The following is a 16,481-nucleotide window of genomic DNA, read 5'->3' on the forward strand; positions in this document are numbered from 1 at the left end:
CCTTCAGTGTTATTGCGTTACCATCATGTCACGGTCCCTGTCTCAGTTTGATGCGGGAATGCCAAGCCTGCCCCCGTGATGCGCTTGAAATACACACCATAAAGGTATATTTTATATACCATGTTGGCATTTGAGTTCGATGAGCGGAAAAGTCGGGCCAACCAGGAGAAACACGGGATCGATTTTATCCAGGCCCAGGAACTCTGGCGTGATCCCGACCTGCTCGAAATTCCGGCGCGCACGGAGGACGAACCGAGATCCCTGGTCATATAGCCCGACTGCAGGGTAAACACTGGTCTGCGGTCATCACCTACCGCAGCAAGCACATCCGGATAATTTCCGTACGTCGTTCGCGGCCTGAAGAGGTGGCCTTGTATGAAAGCTAAGAAGTTTGATGCGGATTTTGATAACGGCAAGGACGTGACGGCGGCGCTGGACCAGAGCAAGGCGCGCCGCCCGCAGCAGAAGCAGCGTCGGGTGAATGTGGATTTCCCGGACTGGATGATCGAATCCCTGGACAGGGAGGCCAGTCGGCTGGGCGTGACACGCCAATCCATCATCAAGGTCTGGCTGGCCGAGCGTCTCGAGCAACAGACGTCCAAGTAAAAAAGGCTGACAATTGAGTTCGGCGCACACGGCAGGCCCGCATTGACCGCCCCGCCCCGTCACGCTACCGTAGCCGGCTCCCAGACTAGGACACCCGCACCGCCGTGGCACGCAAAAAGGCACAACCCGATTTCGAGAAGACCCTGGCCGAGTTGGAAGGCCTGGTCGAGAAGATGGAACAGGGCGACCTGTCCCTGGAGGCCTCGCTGGCCTCGTTCGAGCGCGGCATCGAGCTGATCCGCACCTGCCAACAGGCGCTTTCCGAGGCCGAACAGAAGGTCGAACAGCTCCTGGACAAGGACGGCGAGCCCGTCCCGCTGGAACGTGAAGACGACTGACGGCGGCTTTCCGGGGTTCCTGGCGGACTGCCAGCGGCGCATCGAGGCCGCACTGGCCGCGCGCCTGCCCGGCGAAGACATCCACCCGCAATCCCTGCATCGGGCGATGCGCTACGCCACTCTCAATGGCGGCAAGCGCATCCGCCCGGTGCTGGTCTATGCCGCCGGTCAGGCGGTGGGCGCCGCCCCCGAGGCGCTCGACGCCCCGGCCTGTGCGGTGGAATTCATTCATGCCTATTCCCTGGTCCACGACGACCTGCCGGCCATGGACGATGACGACCTGCGCCGCGGCAATCCCACCTGCCACAAGGTCTATGGCGAGGCCGAGGCCATCCTGGCCGGGGACGCCCTGCAGGCGCTGGCCTTCCACACCCTGGCCCACGACCCTGATATGGCGGCCGATGCCGCCGCCCGCCTGCGCATGATCGAGCAGCTGGCGCTGGCCGCCGGTTCGCGCGGCATGGTGGGCGGCCAGTCCATCGATCTGGCCGCGGTGGGCCGGGAGCTTTCCCTGCTGGAACTGGAGGACATGCACATCCACAAGACCGGGGCCCTGATCCGGGTCAGCGTGCTGCTGGGCGCGCTCAGCCGCCCGGACTGCCCGGAGCCGCAGCTGCAGGCGCTGGACCGCTATGCCAAGTGCCTGGGGCTGGCCTTCCAGATCCAGGACGACGTGCTCGACGTCGAGGGCGATACCGCCGTGCTGGGCAAGACCGCCGGCAGCGACCAGGACCGCAACAAACCCACCTACCCCGCCCTGCTGGGACTGGCCGAGGCGAAGCAGCGGGCCCGGGACCTGATCGACGAGGCGCGCGAGGCGCTGAGCGAATTCGGCGCCGAGGCCGCGCCGCTGCAGGGCCTGGCCGACCACCTGCTGCGCCGCAGCCACTGATCCCCCCACCCGCGGTATTCTTGAATCACCCCGCCGGACGCCGGATAATGCTACGTTTATATACGGTACCAGCCTGATGCCCTACTCCCAGCCCTTCCCTCTGCTCGAGCGCATCGATTCCCCGGCCGACCTGCGTCAGCTGCCGGAGTCCGAGCTCGCGCCCCTGGCCGACGAGTTGCGCCGCTTCCTGATCGCCTCGGTGAGCAGAACCGGCGGGCATCTGGCCGCGGGGCTGGGGACGGTGGAACTGACGCTGGCCCTGCACTATGTCTACAACACCCCGGATGACCGGCTGGTATGGGACGTCGGTCACCAGAGCTACCCGCACAAGATCCTCACCGGCCGCCGCGAGCGCATGGCCAGCCTGCGCCAGCGCCACGGCCTGGCCGGCTTCCCCAAGCGCGACGAAAGCCCCTACGACAGCTTCGGTGTCGGCCATTCCAGTACCTCCATCAGCGCGGCCACCGGCATGGCCATCGCCGCCGCCCACAGCGGTGCGAACCGCCGGGTGGTCGCCATTATCGGCGATGGCGCCATGACCGCCGGCCAGGCCTTCGAGGCGCTCAACCACGCCGGCGACCTGGGCGCCAACCTGCTGGTCATCCTCAACGACAACGACATGTCGATCTCGCCCAACGTGGGCGCGCTGTCCAACTACTTCGCCCGGCTGCTGTCCGGGCGCATGTACTCCAGCATGCGCGAGGGCGGCAAGAAGGTACTGCGCAACCTGCCGCCGGTGGCCGAACTGGCCCGACGCGCCGAGGAGCACATGAAGGGCATGGTGGTGCCCGGCACCCTGTTCGAGGAGATGGGCTTCAACTACATCGGCCCGGTCGACGGGCACGACGTGACCGGCCTGGTCAAGACGCTGCACAATGTCCGTGCGCTGAAAGGGCCGCAGTTGCTGCACATCGTCACCCGCAAGGGCAAGGGCTACAGCCCGGCCGAGGACAACCCCTGCGCCTATCACGGCGTGGGCAAGTTCGATCCGCACACCGGCACCGACGCCGGCGGCGGCAAGCCCGGCGCCCCCACCTACACCCAGGTGTTCGGCGACTGGCTGTGCGACATGGCCGCGGCCGATCCCGAACTGGTCGCCATTACCCCGGCCATGCGCGAGGGCTCCGGGCTGGTGGAATTCTCCGAGCGCTTCCCGCAGCGCTATTTCGACGTCGGCATTGCCGAGCAGCATGCCGTCACGCTCGCCGGCGGCATGGCCTGCGACGGCCTGCACCCGGTGGTGGCCATCTATTCCACCTTCCTGCAGCGGGCCTATGACCAGACCATCCACGACATCGCCCTGCAGAACCTGCCGGTAACCTTCGCCATCGATCGCGCCGGGCTGGTCGGCCCCGACGGCCCCACCCATGCCGGCGCCTTCGATCTGAGCTACCTGCGCTGCATCCCCAATCTGGTGGTGATGACCCCGGCCGACGAGGCCGAATGCCGGCGCATGCTCAGCACCGCCCACCGTCACGCCGGACCGGCCGCGGTGCGCTACCCGCGCGGGCGCGGCCCCGGCCTGACCGTGGAGCCGGATCTGGACACCCTGCCCATCGGCCGCGCCGAGACCCGTCGCGAGGGCGGCCGCATCGCCCTGCTCGCCTTCGGCAGCCTGCTGGCGCCGGCACTGGAGGTCGCTGAACAGCTTGACGCCACCGTGATCAACATGCGCTTCGTCAAACCGCTGGATGAAGCCCTGCTGCGCGAAGTCGCTTCCAGGCACGAGCGGCTGGTGACCCTGGAGGAGAACGCCGTCGCCGGCGGGGCCGGTGCGGCGGTGCTGGAATGCCTGCAGGCCAACGGCGTGCAGCGGCCGCTACTCCAACTGGGCCTGCCCGACCGCTTCGTCGAGCACGGCACCCGCGAGGAGTTGCTGGCCGAGTGCGGGCTCGACACCGCCGGCATCCTGGAGGCAATAAACCGTTGGCAGGCTGATGAAAATTGCGCAGGCCGTGCGGATCGCTTAGTCTGCTAAGGGCTCGAGCCCGGCAATTTCCACACTGATTCAGGTATCTCATCCCGTGCCAGCCCGTTATACACTCAAGGTTCTGACCGAATTCGCCTCGGCGCATACGCTGCGGGAATATCCCGGCGCCTGCGCACGCATGCATGGTCATAACTGGAAGGTCGAAACCGAGGTCGACGCCAGTGCCCTGGACGAGGTCGGCATGGGCATTGACTTCAAGGTGATCAAGAACGCTGCCCGCCGTATCGGCGAGCGCCTGGATCACCGCTACCTGAACGAGATAGAGCCCTTTACCGAGGTCAACCCGACAGCGGAGAACATCGCTGCCTACTTCTACCGGGAGCTGGCCGCGGAACTGAACAACGACAGGATACGCATCCGTTCGGTCACGCTGTGGGAGACCGACCGTGCCTGTGTGCGATATACAGAGGACCAGTGAAACGATGAGCCAGATGAAACCCGCCTCCGCCAAGGTCAGCAAAGAGATCGAGGATGTCCAGAGTTCCCCGGACACCCGGCATATCGCCATCGACAAGGTCGGCATCAAGGATATCCGGCATCCGGTGCGGGTGCGTGACCGCTCCGACGGCGAGCAGCACACCATCGCCAACTTCAACATGTACGTCAGCCTGCCTCACAACTTCAAGGGCACGCACATGTCGCGTTTCGTGGACATCCTCAACCGCCACGAGAAGGAGATCACGGTCAAATCCTTCAAGGACATGCTGGGCGAGATGACCGAGCTGCTTGACGCCGAGTCGGGCCACATCGAGATGAATTTCCCCTACTTCGTCATGAAGGCCGCGCCGGTGTCCGGCGTGCAGAGCCTGATGGACTATGACGTCAGCTTCATCGGCGAGATCCATGACGGCCAGCCACAGATGAACATCAAGGTGGTGGTGCCGGTGACCAGCCTGTGCCCCTGCTCCAAGAAGATCTCCGACTACGGCGCGCACAACCAGCGCTCGCACGTCACCGTCAGCGTCCGCACCACGGGCTTCATCTGGATCGAGGAACTGATCGAACTGGTCGAGCAGGAAGCCTCGTGCGAACTCTACGGCCTGCTCAAGCGCCCGGACGAGAAGGCCGTCACCGAACGCGCCTACGACAACCCGAAGTTCGTCGAGGACATGGTGCGCGACGTCGCCGCCCGTCTCAACGCCGACGAGCGCGTCAGCTCCTACGTGGTGGAATCGGAGAACTTCGAGTCCATCCACAACCACTCGGCCTACGCCATGATCATCAAGGACGAGGAAAGCGAACAGGCCTGAACCACCCGGTGACCGGCAGCGAAGCATCAGCTGCCCTGAATCCCAGCCTCTTAACCTCAGCATGCCCGTTGCGGGCATGGATCTTCGCAATCACTGCATGTCCTGATTCTGCATCTGCTCGAACACGTAGCCATGCAGCAGGATGGTATCCATATGCTCGATGAGCTGGAATTCGACTCCGTACTGATAACGCCCTGAGCCTTCTGCCGTCTCCGCGGCTTTCGCGGAGCGGATAATCGCAGGCATCTTCAGATATTTCTCGGCACCGGCGATGGGTACGCGGGCGGTCATGCTGATCAGGTCGCCGGCTCCGCCCAGCGGACTATCGCTGGCCACAAAGGCGCCGGCCGTGCTGATGTCCAGAATCGTACCCCGGCTGTCCAGGCTCTGGGTGGGGTCCTCGGGTGCAGGATGGGAGACTATAACCGGCAGCTGCGTCTGTACCCGCACGGCCTTGCGCACCACAATGCGCTCCAGTTCATCCGGGTAGGCCAGGTGCAGATGCGGATAGGGGCGCATGCTGTTGTGGATGATGCGGCTGTTGAAACCGTAGCAGGTGTTGCCGGAGAGCATGCGCACCACCAGCGGCTGGCCCTCGCGCACCAGCATCACCTTGCCGTCGATGCGCGGGGTGGTGATCACCAGGCTGGCATTGGGCAGGTAGCCGATTACCTTGGCAGCGTACTTGCGCTGCTCCTGGCTGACGAACTGCACCTGCAGCACATCGCCGACGCCGAGCTTGAGATCCACGACCTGATCTGCTTCCGCCTTTGCCATGAACGACTGTCCTTTGCCCTGCCCGCCGCCCATGGGGCCTCCCGTCGGGCAATATCACTACAGTATCGGCAGGCCGACGGCATTTCCTGAGGCCGGCAGCCAGCCGACGGCGGCCGCAAGCCACAGGCAGAGGCCGGCGAACACACCCGCCAGCACATCGTCGATCATGATGCCCAGCCCGCCCTGCACATGCCGGTCGAGCCAGCGGATCGGCCAGGGTTTGAGGATGTCGAACAGGCGGAACAGAACGAAGCCGATAAGCAGAGCCGGCCAGCTCGGCGCCACGGCGGCCAGGGTGATCCACAACCCCACCACCTCGTCCCAGACGACGGCGGAATGATCATGCACTCCGAGCGCCCGGGCGGTATATCCGCAGACCCAGACCCCGAGCAGAAAGGCCAGTATCACAACCAGCAGATAGACCGGCAGCCCCAGCCCGGCGATGAGCGGGTAGAGAATGGCACCGGCCAGGGTCCCGAAGGTGCCGGGGGCAACCGGCGCCAGGCCGCTGCCGAAGCCCAGCGCCAGCAGATGGCGGGGGTCCTTCAACCAGTGGAGGGTGGGTTGTTTCATTTCTTTCTCATCAGCGACATGCCGGGCGCGCCCCTGTGGCAGACACGCAGTAGGATGGGTGGAGGCACCGTGTGCCGCAACCCATCAACAGGTCGTACCACGATGGGTTGCGCTGCGCTTCACCCATCCTACGATTGCGGCGCAAAATGCTGATAGCCTTTTCCATGCGCCTGATAGCCGCCGCCATCGGCATGCTGCAGCACCAGACCTTCTCCCGCGGTGATCCGGCCAATCCGGGTCAGGGCGATGCCCAGAGTCTCCGTCAACGTGGTGATTTTCGGCTCCTTTTCCCCGGACACAGTGAAACAGAGTTCGTAGTCATCGCCGCCGGCCAGGGGCCAGTCGTACCAGGCCACGTCATCGCCCGTCACCAGTTGCGTCAGCGCCGGATGTCGGGGCACGGCATCCACGTCGATTTCGGCACCCGCACTGCTGGACCGGCACAGGTGGCCGAGATCGGCCAACAGGCCATCGGAGATGTCGATGGCCGCGCTGGCCAGTCCGCACAGTGCCTGCCCCAGAGCGAGTCGCGGTTCCGGATAATCCAGCCGGGCCCGGCATGCCTGCCTTGCCTCAGAGTCTGCCGGGCTGTCGGACGATGCGAGCGCGGCCGCGGCCGCGCCGAGGCCGCCACTGATATAGATCGCATCGCCGGGCCTGGCACCGCTGCGCGTCAGCGCCTGGCCTTCCGGCACCCGACCATGCACCGTCACCGTCACGCTCAGCGGGCCGCGGGTGGTGTCACCGCCGATCAATGCGATTCCCGAGTCACGCGCCAGTCGGCCGAAGCCCGCGGCGAAGGCCGCGAGCCAGGCCTCATCGGCCTCGGGCAGGGTCAGGGCCAGCAGCGCCCAGGCCGGCTCGGCACCCATGGCGGCCAGATCGCTGAGGTTGACCGCCAGTGCCTTGTGGCCGATGGCGCGGGGATCGGTGCCGGCAGGGAAGTGCACGCCGGCGACCAGGGTATCGACCGCGATGACCAGTTCCTGCCCGGGCGGGACACTGACCACCGCGGCATCGTCGCCGATACCCAGTCGGATGTCGTCGCGGTCCGGGGTCAGCCCGGCGAAATACTGTGCGATGAGATCGAATTCGCCGATCGGCATGGCGGTCTCAGGCGCCGCCGCCCGTCCCCGGCAGGCCGCCCCCGGATTCACCCCGGGGATGCTCGACCCCGCGCAGCTGCCGCGCGACCTGATCGAGCACACCGTTGACGAAGGAATGGCCCTGCTCGGCGCCGAACTTGCGCGTCAGGGCGACGGCCTCGTTGATCACCACCTTGTAGGGGATGTCGATGCGATGCATGAGTTCATAGGTGGCGATACGCAGGATGGCGCGCTCGACCGGATTGACCTCCTCAAGCGGGCGATTCAGGGCCGGCGCATAGCAGGCGTCCAGTTCCGTGGCCCGGGCGATGACGCGTTCGACCAGCTCGCGGAAGTAGCCACGGTCGGCATTGCGCAACTCGGCCTCGTCCTGTTCGAACTGGGCCAGGATGTCATGGGCATCCATGGCCGTGAACTGCCATTGATACAGGGCCTGCATGGCCAGCCGCCGGGCCCGGCTGCGGGCGGCGTTGGGATGAGACCTGCCGGTCGCCGGGCGTGCGGCCATCTCAGGTCTCCAGGTTGCGCAGCAGGTTGATCATCTCGATGGCCGACATGGCCGCCTCCACGCCCTTGTTGCCGGCCTTGGTGCCGGCGCGCTCGATGGCCTGCTCGATGGTGTCCACCGTCAGCACGCCGAAGGCCAGCGGAATATCGTGTTCCAGACCCACCTGGGCCAGCCCCTTGGTGCACTCGCCGGCGACGTATTCGAAATGCGGGGTGCCGCCGCGGATGACCGCCCCCAGAGCGATGATGGCGTCATACTGTTTGCTCGCCGCCAGGCGCTTTGCCACCAGCGGCATCTCGAAGGCGCCGGGCACCCGCACGATCTTCAGATCGCGCCGCTCGGCGCCGTGGCGCACCAGGCAGTCGACGGCACCCGCGAGCAGGCTGTCGACGATGAAGCTGTTGAAGCGCGCCACCAGCAGGGCGATGCGCGCGTCCTTGACGGTCAGGCCGCCTTCGATTTCGGTGATGTCGGTCATGTTCCACTTATCCTTCGGTTATACATTCGTCATTGCGAGCGAAGCGTGGCAATGACGGAACAATTCAATCCGGCTCCACGTATTCGACCACGTCCAGGCCGAAGCCGGCAATGCCATGCATCTTCTTGGGCGCGCTGAGCACCCGCATGCGGGTCACGCCCAGGTCAGCCAGGATCTGGGCGCCGATGCCGTAGGTGCGCAACTCCTCGCGCTGGCGGCGCGGCTCGCCCAGGCCGCCCTCGGCATAGGCGCGGATGCGGTGGATCAGCGCCTGCGGGTCGTCCGGTTTGCCCAACACGACCACCACGCCGCTGCCCTCGTCGGCCACCCGCTGCAGTGCCCGGCGCAGCGGCCAGCCGCAGTCGGAAGTGGTCGCACTCAGCAGGTCGCACAGGGCACCCTGGACGTGTACCCGCACCAGTACCGGCTGATTGTAGTCCGGTTCGCCGCAGACCAGTGCCAGGTGCGTATCGCCGTCGATGCAGTCTTCGTAGGCGATCAGCCGGAACTCGCCGAATTCGGTCGGCAGCATGCATTCGGCCGCGCGCTCCACCGTCGTCTCGTTCTCGATCCGGTAGTGAATGAGATCGGCGATAGTGCCCATCTTCAGGTCATGCTCGGCGGCGAACTTCTCCAGATCCGGCCGCCGCGCCATACTGCCGTCCTCGTTGAGGATCTCGACAATCACGGCGGCCGGTTCGGCCCCGGCCAGCCGGGCCAGGTCGCAGCCGGCCTCGGTATGGCCGGCGCGGGTCAGCACACCGCCCGGCTGGGCCATGAGGGGGAAGACATGCCCCGGCTGGACGATGTCGGCGGGTTTCGCCTCCGGCGCCACCGCCGCCTGCACGGTACGGGCGCGGTCGTGGGCGGAGATGCCGGTGGTCACGCCCTCGGCGGCCTCGATGGACAGGGTGAAGGCGGTGCCGTGCTGGGCAGTGTTGTCGCGCACCATCAGAGGCAGCGCCAGCTGCTCGCAGCGTTCGCGGGTCAGGGTCAGGCAGATCAGGCCGCGGCCGTATCTGGCCATGAAATTGATATCCTCCGGACGCACCCGGTCGGCCAGCATCAGCAGGTCGCCCTCGTTCTCGCGGTCCTCGTCATCCATCAGGATGATCATCCGGCCCTGCCTGAGATCGTCGATGAGTTCCTGTGTGGTGTTCAGGGACATATTGGTTGTGGTGTCCACCTGCATTCAGTCCTTACCTGACATTGCGATGCTCAGCGCGGCAATGACGGAAAAAGTCATTTGATAAATCCATGCTCGGCCAGAAAGGCAGCGCTGATCCCGCTGCCCGGCTCGGCCGCCCGCTCGCCCAGCAACAGCCGCTCCAGATAGCGGGCGATGATGTCCACCTCCAGGTTCACCCGGGTACCGCTGCGGTACCCGCCGATGGTGGTCTCCTGCAGGGTGTGCGGCACGATGTTGAGATCGAAGGCCGCGCCCTCGACCGCATTGACCGTGAGACTCACTCCGTCGACGCAGATCGAGCCCTTTTCGGCGATATATTTTGCCAGACCCGCGGGCGCCTGTATGCGAAAACGCTCCGAACGGCCCTCGGAGCGGCGCTCGAGCACCGTGCCGACACCGTCCACGTGGCCGCTGACCAGGTGACCGCCCAGCCGAGTGGTCGGGGTCAGGGCCTGTTCCAGGTTCACCCGGCTCCCGACCGTAAGGTCGCGAAAGCCGGTACGCGCCAGGGTCTCGCCGGAGACATCGGCCCAGAAACCGTCGCCGGGCAGTTCCACCACCGTCAGGCACACGCCGTTGACGGCAATACTGTCGCCGGGTGAGACGTCATCGAGCGCCAGCTTACCGGTGCGGACGCGAACACGGGTATCCTCGCCGCCCGGCTGCAGCGCGGCAATCTCGCCGATGGCCTGGATGATGCCTGTGAACATGGGTCGGTTCTCTCTTCAAATTCTCAAATGGCCACGGACTACACGGAAAGCACGGACAAACCAAAATTTCATGGCATCGTAGGTCGGGTTAGCCCGAATGGGCGTAACCCGACGTTGCCGCCGTATATGTCGGGTTACGCTGCGCAAACCCGACCTACATGGCTAAACCGTCATTCCCGCGAAGGCGGGAATCCATTATCCGCTGTGGTTCCTGGATCCCGGCATTCGCCGGGATGACGGGCAACCTTCCAGGCATTTGCAAGGTCTCAAGAATTTTGATTCGTCCGTGCTTTCCGTGTAGTCCGTGGCCATTCCCAAATCACTTCAACCGGGCGCGAATGCGCCAGTCCGGTCCCACCGCGCGGATATCCTCGATCGTCAGTGCCACGCGGTCCGCCATGGTGGCCAGACCCGGCAGATGAAACAGTCCCCGGGCCGCATCGCCCAGCAGCTGCGGGGCCAGGTAGATCACCAGTTCATCCACCAGCCCGGCCTGCAGCATCGCCCCGGCCAGGGTCGGACCGGCCTCGACCATGACCTCGTTGAGCTCACGCTCACCGAGCAGCCTCAACGCGGCGGGCAGATCCAGTCGATCATCGCGCACCGGCAGCACCGCCACCTCGGCGCCGGCGGCCTCCAGCGCCTGGCGCCGTGCGGCATCGTCGCTGGCGGTCAGCACCAGAGTCTGACCAGGCTGACTGAGCAGCTTCGCCGTGGGCGCCAGGGTGAGCCGCGTGTCCAGTACCACCCGCAGCGGCTGCAGCAGTTCGGAGTCATCCATCCCATCCGGTCGTGCCGTGAGCGAGGGGTCGTCCGCCAGCACGGTACCGCTGCCCGTGAGGATGGCCGAACTGCGCGCGCGCAGCCGGTGCACATCGGCCCGGGCCGCCGGCCCGGTGATCCACTGACTCTCGCCCGAGGCCAGCGCTGTGCGCCCGTCCAGGCTCATGGCCAGCTTGCAGCGTACCCAGGGCCGGCCGTTGCGCATGCGCTGAATGAACCCCGGATTGAGCGCGGCGCTTTCACTCGCCAGCACCCCGGATTCGGTGACAATGCCGGCGGCCTCGAGCCGGGCCAGGCCCTCGCCCGCCACCTGCGGGTTCGGGTCCTGCATCGCCGCCACCACCCGGTCGACACCGGCCCCGATCAGCGCCTCGCTGCAGGGCGGCGTGCGGCCGTGATGACTGCAGGGCTCCAGCGTGACATAGGCCGTCGCCCCCCGGGCGCGCGCGCCGGCCGCCCGCAGGGCATGCACCTCGGCATGGGGCTGGCCGGCACGTTCATGCCAGCCTTCGCCGACGATTTCGCCGTCCTTCACCAACACACAGCCGACGCGGGGATTGGGATCGGTGGTATACAGCCCCCGGCGCGCCAGCTGCAGGGCGCGGCTCATGTAACGGATGTCGTCGGCGTCCGCCACCTGCGCTGAGTACGTCACAACCCTACTTCTCATCCGGCAGCAAGGGGATCTGGTCGCGCTTCTCCTCCGGCGAGGGTTCGTTCTCCAGTCGGTCGATCTCCTCGCGGAAGGCCTTGACGTCCTGGAAGCTGCGATACACCGAGGCAAAGCGCACATAGGCGACCTGGTCCAGGGCGCGCAGCTCCAGCATGATCCACTCGCCGACCTGGCGCGCGTCCAGCTCACGCTCACCGGAGGCACTGATGTGCTTCTGGATGCGCTCGATGGCCGCCTCCACCTGCTCGGTGGCCACCGGCCGTTTTTCCAGTGCCCGCAGGATGCCGGCGCGCAGCTTGTCCTCATTGAACGGCTCACGGGTGCCATCGCGCTTGACGATGCGCGGCATCACCAGCACCGCCTGCTCGAAGGTGGTGAAGCGTTCGCCGCAGCTCAGGCACTCGCGCCGACGCCGCACCTGCGCGCCCTCGTTGGCCAGGCGCGAGTCGATGACCTTGGTTTCAATGGCTCCGCAGAAAGGGCAGTGCATGTTCGTCAGGCACAAGTCGCAAGATGCAGGATGCAAGCATGAGCAAGCGACTTGCCTCTTGCATCCTGCATCTTGAATCTATTGTTTATACACCGGAAACCGCTTGCACAGTTCCAGCACCTTGGCGCGCACCTCAGACTGCGCCGCCTCGTTCTCGACATCATCGAGGATGTCGCAGATCCAGCCGGCCAGTTCCTTGGCTTCCTTTTCCTTGAAGCCGCGGGTGGTCATGGCCGGGGTGCCGATGCGGATGCCGCTGGTGACGAACGGCGACTGCGGGTCGTTAGGCACGGCGTTCTTGTTGACCGTGATGTTGGCATTGCCCAAGGCGGCGTCGGCGGCCTTGCCGGTGATGCCTTTGTCGATCAGGTCGACCAGGAACAGGTGGTCATCGGTGCCGCCGGAGACGATTTTGTAACCGCGCTCGATCAGGGTCTCGGCCATGGCGCGGGCATTGTTCACCACCTGCTGCTGGTAGTCCTTGAAGGCCGGCTCCAGGGCCTCCTTGAAGGCCACTGCCTTGCCGGCGATGACGTGCATCAGTGGACCGCCCTGGGTGCCGGGAAAGACCATGGAGTTGAACTTCTTCTCCAGGTCCGGATTGGATTTCGCCAGAATCAGGCCGCCGCGCGGGCCGCGCAGGGTCTTGTGGGTGGTGGTGGTGACGACATCGGCCACCGGCACCGGGTTGGGATAGATGCCCGCGGCGACCAGACCGGCCACGTGCGCCATGTCCACAAACAGATAAGCGCCCACGGAATCGGCGATCTCGCGGAAGATGTTCCAGTCCATGACCCGTGAATAGGCGGAAAAGCCGCCGACGATCATCTTCGGCTTGTGCTCCTGGGCCAGCCGGCGGATCTCGTCATAGTCGATCTCGCCGGTCTCGGGGTTCAGGCCGTACTGGACAGCGTTGAAGATCTTGCCCGAGAAGTTGACCTTGGCACCGTGGGTCAGGTGGCCGCCGTCGGCCAGGCTCATACCGAGGATGGTATCGCCCGGCTGCAGCAGGGCCAGATACACTGCGGCATTGGCCTGGGAGCCGGAGTGCGGCTGCACGTTGGCGTAATCGGCACCGAACAGCGCCTTGGCGCGATCGATGGCCAGCTGCTCGGCGATGTCAACATGTTCGCAACCGCCGTAGTAGCGCTTGCCGGGATAGCCTTCGGCGTACTTGTTGGTCAGTACCGAGCCCTGGGCCTGCATCACGCGGGGGCTGGTGTAGTTCTCCGAAGCGATCAGTTCGATGTGCTCTTCCTGGCGCGTCTCCTCGGCCTGGATGGCATTCCAGAGCTCGTCGTCGTAACCGGCTATCTTCATGTCTTTGTCAAACATCGCTTACCTCTGAGTTGCTGAAAATCGGGGCCCGCGCGTGCGGTTGTTCGGCCCGGTCGAGATGCCGGGCGGGCGGGTACTCAGTCCCTAATCCCCGGCAAAGCCGCTTTCAGAGCCTCGCATGGCCTGGGATGCAAGGCGTATTCGCGCCGGCATAGCCATCTATGCCAAGCGGATGCAACGCTGCAGGGCAGGCCATGCGAGGCTCCCGACGGGCGCGGCTGTGTATCTGTCCAGGCTGCGTTGCCGTCCCTTGCTGTAGAAATGCTACAGCGGCAGTCCGGCGCCTTGCTGGACAGATACACAGCCACGCTGAATGTGGCTTTGCCGGGGATTAGGGACTGCCGCCCATGATAACAGGATTCGGCGTCGGTTTCCGCTCCGGGCGACCGTCTCACCCCCTGATTTTGCGGGTAAAATCCTCCAGCCGGTGACGCATCCTGCGGACATGGCTGCCTTCCCAGTAGAGCCGGCCGCAGGCCGGGCACTGCCACAGGGCCTGGTCGCGAACATCGACCGGCACCGCCTCGCGCCGGGCCTCCGGGACCGGCTCCAGCGGCCGGTTGCAGAGCAGACAGCGGCTGAAGGGGCGGTACTGCCAATCGATAGACAGCCGGGCTGACAATTCTACCACACAGTCATCAAGGGAATTGGCCTGCAGATGGATCACTGTCTCGTCGGCATGACGGAATTCGAGCAGTTTGCGATCCCGCGTAACCAGCCAACGGCCCTCATGCCGGGCTCGCTCGATGATGTCGCGGTCGCTTTCGTCCGGGCGCGGCAGTTCGGTGTCGTAGCCGGCCGCACGCAGCCAGCGCGCCAGACCCTTGAGCATTGCATCGCACAGCAGCTTCATTTCCACCCTCTTTCAGAGCCCCACACCAAGCCCCTATAATAAGCGGCTTTCCAGCCACCAGATCGAAGCACTCATCATGGCCCAATACGTCTACACCATGAACCGCGTGGGCAAGGTCGTCCCGCCCAAGCGCTGGATCCTCAAGGATATCAGCCTGTCCTTCTTCCCCGGCGCCAAGATCGGCGTGCTGGGCCTGAACGGCTCCGGCAAATCCACCCTGCTGCGCATCATGGCCGGCGTGGACACCGAGATCGAGGGCGAGGCCCGCGCCCAGCCCGGGATCAACATCGGCTACCTGCCGCAGGAACCCCAACTGGACCCGGCCAAGGACGTGCGCGGCAATGTCGAGGACGGCCTGGGCGAGGTCGCCGAGGCCCAGACCAAGCTGGAAGCGGTGTATGCCGCCTATGCCGAGCCGGACGCCGACTTCGATGCCCTGGCCGCCGAACAGGCGCGGCTGGAGAACATCCTGCAGGCTGCCGGCGGTCACAACCTGGAGCACAAGCTGGAGGTCGCCGCCGAGGCCCTGCGCCTGCCGCCCTGGGAGGCCGATGTCACCAGACTCTCCGGCGGCGAGCGCCGCCGGGTGGCCCTGTGCAAGCTGCTGCTGTCCAACCCGGACATGCTGCTGCTGGACGAGCCCACCAACCACCTGGACGCCGAGTCGGTGGCCTGGCTGGAGCGTTTCCTGGCCGAGTTTTCCGGCACCGTGGTGGCCGTGACCCACGACCGCTACTTCCTCGACAACGTCGCCGGCTGGATCCTGGAACTGGACCGAGGCCACGGCATTCCCTTCGAGGGCAACTACTCGGCCTGGCTGGAGAACAAGGAAAAGCGCCTGGAGCAGGAGAAGAAGGAACAGGCCTCGCGCCAGCGCGCCATCAAATCCGAGCTGGAGTGGGTGCGTTCCAACCCCAAGGGCCGGCACGCCAAGAGCAAGGCCCGCCTGCAGCGCTTCGACGAACTGCAGTCGCAGGAATTCCAGAGCCGCAACGAGACCCAGGAGATCTACATCCCGCCGGGCGAGCGTCTGGGCGACCTGGTCATCGAGGCCAACGGGGTGAAGAAGTCCTTCGGCGACCGGCTGCTGATCGATGACCTGAACTTCAAGGTCCCGCCGGGGGCGATCGTCGGCATCATCGGCCCCAACGGCGCCGGCAAGACCACCCTGTTCCGCATGCTCACCGGCGCCGAACAGCCCGACGGCGGCGAGATCCGCGTCGGCGACACCGTGCACCTGGCCTATGTTGACCAGTCACGCGACGCGCTGGACGGCAACAAATCGGTGTGGGAGGAAATCTCGGACGGTCAGGACATCATCAAGGTCGGCCGGTACGAGACCCCTTCGCGCGCCTATGTCGGCCGCTTCAACTTCGCCGGCTCCGAACAGCAGAAACGCGTCGGCGATCTGTCCGGCGGCGAACGCAACCGCGTGCACCTGGCCAAGCTGCTCAAGAGCGGCGGCAACGTGCTGATGCTCGACGAGCCCACCAACGACCTGGACGTGGAGACCCTGCGCGCGCTGGAAGAGGCGCTGCTGGCCTTCCCCGGCTGCGTACTGGTCACCTCGCACGATCGCTGGTTCCTCGACCGCATCGCCACCCACATCCTCGCATTCGAGGGCGACAGCCACGTGGAATGGTTCGAGGGCAACTACGCCGACTACGAAGAGGACCGCAAGCGCCGCCTCGGCGACGAGGCCGATCAGCCGCACCGCATCAAGTACAAGCGGCTGGCGTGAGGGGCTTCATGCCCGGGTGGCCTTTGAGCCACGGATGAACGCGGATAAACACGGATCAAATAGTGGCTGCCGTAGGATGGGTGGAGGCGCCACAGCGCCGTAACCCATCGGGTATCGGCCAATGATGGGTTACGCTTCGCTTCACCCATCCTACCTTGCTGTTGCGCTGGTAACGCACAGGCGCGA

At 65.5% G+C, this 16,481-nt stretch carries 18 protein-coding genes and 1 pseudogene; 8 read left to right on the forward strand and 11 right to left on the reverse strand.

The features are described from left to right. Positions 1 to 120: 120 nt before the first annotated feature. From COW1_RS07415 to folE2, 7 genes and pseudogenes are all read left to right on the forward strand, one after another. Positions 121 to 386, forward strand: a pseudogene (locus COW1_RS07415) (BrnT family toxin). Beyond that, on the forward strand, positions 376 to 606 hold the full coding sequence (gene brnA, locus COW1_RS07420; protein ID WP_096365664.1) for a type II toxin-antitoxin system BrnA family antitoxin: 231 nt from the start codon (positions 376 to 378) through the stop codon (positions 604 to 606). Before COW1_RS07415 ends, brnA begins: the two are co-directional and overlap by 11 nt. A gap of 104 nt (positions 607 to 710) precedes the next feature. After that, positions 711 to 944, forward strand: coding sequence for an exodeoxyribonuclease VII small subunit (locus COW1_RS07425; protein ID WP_096365662.1), 234 nt, complete (start codon positions 711 to 713; stop codon positions 942 to 944). Next, a complete protein-coding gene (gene ispA, locus COW1_RS07430; RefSeq protein WP_242466516.1) occupies positions 931 to 1,836 on the forward strand; it encodes a (2E,6E)-farnesyl diphosphate synthase in 906 nt (301 codons plus the stop codon). The genes COW1_RS07425 and ispA overlap by 14 nt, the downstream gene beginning before the upstream one ends. Positions 1,837 to 1,912: 76 nt before the next feature. Further along, entirely contained in the window at positions 1,913 to 3,814 is a 1,902-nt protein-coding gene (gene dxs, locus COW1_RS07435) for a 1-deoxy-D-xylulose-5-phosphate synthase (protein WP_201345909.1), read from the forward strand. A 46-nt stretch (positions 3,815 to 3,860) separates the two neighbouring features. Next, positions 3,861 to 4,244 (forward strand): 6-carboxytetrahydropterin synthase QueD, encoded by a 384-nt coding sequence (gene queD, locus COW1_RS07440; protein ID WP_201345910.1) that lies wholly within the window; start codon positions 3,861 to 3,863, stop codon positions 4,242 to 4,244. A gap of 13 nt (positions 4,245 to 4,257) precedes the next feature. Continuing rightward, on the forward strand, positions 4,258 to 5,076 hold the full coding sequence (folE2, locus tag COW1_RS07445) for a GTP cyclohydrolase FolE2 (protein WP_096367515.1): 819 nt from the start codon (positions 4,258 to 4,260) through the stop codon (positions 5,074 to 5,076). Between the two features lie 90 nt (positions 5,077 to 5,166). On the opposite strand, the gene COW1_RS07450 is transcribed toward folE2, so the two are convergent. The 11 genes from COW1_RS07450 to COW1_RS07500 all read right to left on the reverse strand — a co-directional run bounded on the left by COW1_RS07450 (position 5,167) and on the right by COW1_RS07500 (position 14,554). Continuing rightward, positions 5,167 to 5,853: a flagellar brake protein gene (locus COW1_RS07450; RefSeq protein ID WP_201345911.1), complete on the reverse strand. Its 687-nt coding sequence runs from the start codon at positions 5,851 to 5,853 to the stop codon at positions 5,167 to 5,169. 57 nt (positions 5,854 to 5,910) lie between these two features. After that, positions 5,911 to 6,426, reverse strand: coding sequence for a phosphatidylglycerophosphatase A (locus tag COW1_RS07455; RefSeq protein WP_201345912.1), 516 nt, complete (start codon positions 6,424 to 6,426; stop codon positions 5,911 to 5,913). Between the two features lie 128 nt (positions 6,427 to 6,554). After that, positions 6,555 to 7,532: a thiamine-phosphate kinase gene (gene thiL / locus COW1_RS07460; RefSeq protein ID WP_201345913.1), complete on the reverse strand. Its 978-nt coding sequence runs from the start codon at positions 7,530 to 7,532 to the stop codon at positions 6,555 to 6,557. Positions 7,533 to 7,539: 7 nt separating this feature from the next. Then, entirely contained in the window at positions 7,540 to 8,040 is a 501-nt protein-coding gene (gene nusB / locus COW1_RS07465; RefSeq protein ID WP_096365648.1) for a transcription antitermination factor NusB, read from the reverse strand. 1 nt (position 8,041) lies between these two features. Then, positions 8,042 to 8,518 (reverse strand): 6,7-dimethyl-8-ribityllumazine synthase, encoded by a 477-nt coding sequence (gene ribE / locus COW1_RS07470; RefSeq protein ID WP_096365646.1) that lies wholly within the window; start codon positions 8,516 to 8,518, stop codon positions 8,042 to 8,044. Positions 8,519 to 8,582: 64 nt separating this feature from the next. Then, a complete protein-coding gene (ribBA, locus tag COW1_RS07475) occupies positions 8,583 to 9,686 on the reverse strand; it encodes a bifunctional 3,4-dihydroxy-2-butanone-4-phosphate synthase/GTP cyclohydrolase II (RefSeq protein WP_096367514.1) in 1,104 nt (367 codons plus the stop codon). A 74-nt stretch (positions 9,687 to 9,760) separates the two neighbouring features. Further along, on the reverse strand, positions 9,761 to 10,417 hold the full coding sequence (locus COW1_RS07480; protein ID WP_096365644.1) for a riboflavin synthase: 657 nt from the start codon (positions 10,415 to 10,417) through the stop codon (positions 9,761 to 9,763). A gap of 319 nt (positions 10,418 to 10,736) precedes the next feature. Then, the gene (ribD, locus tag COW1_RS07485; protein ID WP_201346061.1) at positions 10,737 to 11,810 is read right to left on the reverse strand and encodes a bifunctional diaminohydroxyphosphoribosylaminopyrimidine deaminase/5-amino-6-(5-phosphoribosylamino)uracil reductase RibD; all 1,074 of its coding nucleotides are present in this window, start codon (positions 11,808 to 11,810) and stop codon (positions 10,737 to 10,739) included. A gap of 49 nt (positions 11,811 to 11,859) precedes the next feature. After that, positions 11,860 to 12,363 carry a transcriptional regulator NrdR gene (gene nrdR, locus COW1_RS07490; protein WP_096365642.1) on the reverse strand — a complete coding sequence of 168 codons (504 nt, stop codon included), beginning with the start codon at positions 12,361 to 12,363 and terminating at the stop codon, positions 11,860 to 11,862. 78 nt (positions 12,364 to 12,441) lie between these two features. Next, positions 12,442 to 13,698 carry a serine hydroxymethyltransferase gene (glyA, locus tag COW1_RS07495; protein ID WP_096365640.1) on the reverse strand — a complete coding sequence of 419 codons (1,257 nt, stop codon included), beginning with the start codon at positions 13,696 to 13,698 and terminating at the stop codon, positions 12,442 to 12,444. A 394-nt stretch (positions 13,699 to 14,092) separates the two neighbouring features. Then, complete coding sequence (locus COW1_RS07500) at positions 14,093 to 14,554, reverse strand: DUF5615 family PIN-like protein (protein ID WP_201345914.1); 462 nt, start codon at positions 14,552 to 14,554, stop codon at positions 14,093 to 14,095. Between the two features lie 76 nt (positions 14,555 to 14,630). Here COW1_RS07500 and ettA point away from each other — a divergent pair, with 76 nt between their 5' ends. Further along, positions 14,631 to 16,295 (forward strand): energy-dependent translational throttle protein EttA, encoded by a 1,665-nt coding sequence (gene ettA, locus COW1_RS07505; protein WP_096365636.1) that lies wholly within the window; start codon positions 14,631 to 14,633, stop codon positions 16,293 to 16,295. Positions 16,296 to 16,481 lie beyond the last annotated feature (186 nt).

The sequence above is a fragment of the Thiohalobacter sp. COW1 genome (genome assembly GCF_016629505.1).
Lineage (GTDB): Bacteria > Pseudomonadota > Gammaproteobacteria > Thiohalobacterales > Thiohalobacteraceae > Thiohalobacter > Thiohalobacter thiocyanaticus_A.

What these genes read in the sequence shown, in the direction of transcription:
- nrdR (WP_096365642.1), bottom strand. Translation starts at nt 12,363, where the DNA reads ATGCACTGCCCTTTCTGCGGAGCCATTGAAACCAAGGTCATCGACTCG.
- ettA (WP_096365636.1), top strand. Translation starts at nt 14,631, where the DNA reads ATGGCCCAATACGTCTACACCATGAACCGCGTGGGCAAGGTCGTCCCG.
- COW1_RS07450 (WP_201345911.1), bottom strand. Translation starts at nt 5,853, where the DNA reads ATGGCAAAGGCGGAAGCAGATCAGGTCGTGGATCTCAAGCTCGGCGTC.
- glyA (WP_096365640.1), bottom strand. Translation starts at nt 13,698, where the DNA reads ATGTTTGACAAAGACATGAAGATAGCCGGTTACGACGACGAGCTCTGG.
- COW1_RS07500 (WP_201345914.1), bottom strand. Translation starts at nt 14,554, where the DNA reads ATGAAGCTGCTGTGCGATGCAATGCTCAAGGGTCTGGCGCGCTGGCTG.
- COW1_RS07455 (WP_201345912.1), bottom strand. Translation starts at nt 6,426, where the DNA reads ATGAAACAACCCACCCTCCACTGGTTGAAGGACCCCCGCCATCTGCTG.
- brnA (WP_096365664.1), top strand. Translation starts at nt 376, where the DNA reads ATGAAAGCTAAGAAGTTTGATGCGGATTTTGATAACGGCAAGGACGTG.
- ribD (WP_201346061.1), bottom strand. Translation starts at nt 11,810, where the DNA reads ATGAGCCGCGCCCTGCAGCTGGCGCGCCGGGGGCTGTATACCACCGAT.
- COW1_RS07480 (WP_096365644.1), bottom strand. Translation starts at nt 10,417, where the DNA reads ATGTTCACAGGCATCATCCAGGCCATCGGCGAGATTGCCGCGCTGCAG.
- ribE (WP_096365646.1), bottom strand. Translation starts at nt 8,518, where the DNA reads ATGACCGACATCACCGAAATCGAAGGCGGCCTGACCGTCAAGGACGCG.
- ribBA (WP_096367514.1), bottom strand. Translation starts at nt 9,686, where the DNA reads ATGTCCCTGAACACCACACAGGAACTCATCGACGATCTCAGGCAGGGC.
- folE2 (WP_096367515.1), top strand. Translation starts at nt 4,258, where the DNA reads ATGAAACCCGCCTCCGCCAAGGTCAGCAAAGAGATCGAGGATGTCCAG.
- thiL (WP_201345913.1), bottom strand. Translation starts at nt 7,532, where the DNA reads ATGCCGATCGGCGAATTCGATCTCATCGCACAGTATTTCGCCGGGCTG.
- nusB (WP_096365648.1), bottom strand. Translation starts at nt 8,040, where the DNA reads ATGGCCGCACGCCCGGCGACCGGCAGGTCTCATCCCAACGCCGCCCGC.
- dxs (WP_201345909.1), top strand. Translation starts at nt 1,913, where the DNA reads ATGCCCTACTCCCAGCCCTTCCCTCTGCTCGAGCGCATCGATTCCCCG.